This is a genomic window from Escherichia sp. Lx600-2, assembly GCF_036662595.1.
Lineage (GTDB): Bacteria > Pseudomonadota > Gammaproteobacteria > Enterobacterales > Enterobacteriaceae > Escherichia > Escherichia coli.
Genome location: NZ_JAYQWM010000241.1, coordinates 1 through 1,004 on the forward strand (window position 1 = coordinate 1; position 1,004 = coordinate 1,004).

Sequence of the window (1,004 nt, forward strand, 5' to 3'; positions counted from 1 at the left end):
TTTTCAGGCAATACGCACGCTTTCAGGCATACCTGCTTTCGTCATTTTGTTCAGCGCTCGTACCAGGGCCATAGCCTCCGCAACCTGACCATCGTAGTCACGCAGCGTCAGTGAACCCCCGAACAGCTGTTTTACCCGGTACATCGCCGTTTCCGCTATCGAGCGACGATTGTAATCTGTTGTCCATTTCCACCGCGCATTACTCCCGGTCATTCGCTGATTAGCCACTGCACGGTTACGGTCTGCATATTCACCGGGCCAGTAACCCGCACCTTTTCGGGGAGGGATAAGCGCGCTGATTTTCTTACGCCGCAGTTCATCGTGACATAGCCGGGTATCGTAAGCGCCATCGGCGGCGGCTGACCTGATTTTCCGGTGGGTTTGCCGGATTAACCCGGGGAAGGCCTCTGAGTCCGTAACGTTGTTCAGCGACAGGTCTGCACAGATGATTTCATGTGTTTTACTGTCAACGGCGAGATGCAGCTTACGCCAGATACGGCGGCGTTCCTGGCCATGCTTTTTGACTTTCCACTCGCCTTCACCGAAGACCTTCAGCCCGGTGGAATCAATTGCCAGGTGTGCGATTTCACCCCGGGTGGGCGTTTTGAAACTGACATTAACCGACTTTGCCCGCCTGCTGACACAGCTGTAATCCGGGCAGCGTAGCGGAACGTTCATCAGAGAAAAAATGGAATCAATAAAGCCCTGCGCAGCGCGCAGGGTCAGCCTGAATACGCGTTTAATGACCAGCACAGTCGTGATGGCAAGGTCAGAATAGCGCTGAGGTCTGCCTCGTGAAGAAGGTGTTGCTGACTCATACCAGGCCTGAATAGCTTCATCATCCAGCCAGAAAGTTATGGAGCCACGGTTGATGAGGGCTTTATTGTAGGTGGGCCAGTTGGTGATTTTGAACTTTTGCTTTGCCACGGAACGGTCTGCGTTGTCGGGAAGATGCGTGATCTGATCCTTCAACTCAGCAAAAGTTCGATTTATTCAACAAAGCC

The 1,004-nt window shown here is 53.1% G+C and carries 1 protein-coding gene; it reads right to left on the reverse strand.

Annotation, left to right across the window (positions count from 1 at the left end):
* Positions 1-3 precede the first annotated feature (3 nt).
* Complete coding sequence (locus OQV04_RS24775; protein WP_094315047.1) at positions 4-927, reverse strand: IS5-like element IS903B family transposase; 924 nt, start codon at positions 925-927, stop codon at positions 4-6.
* Positions 928-1,004: the final 77 nt, after the last annotated feature.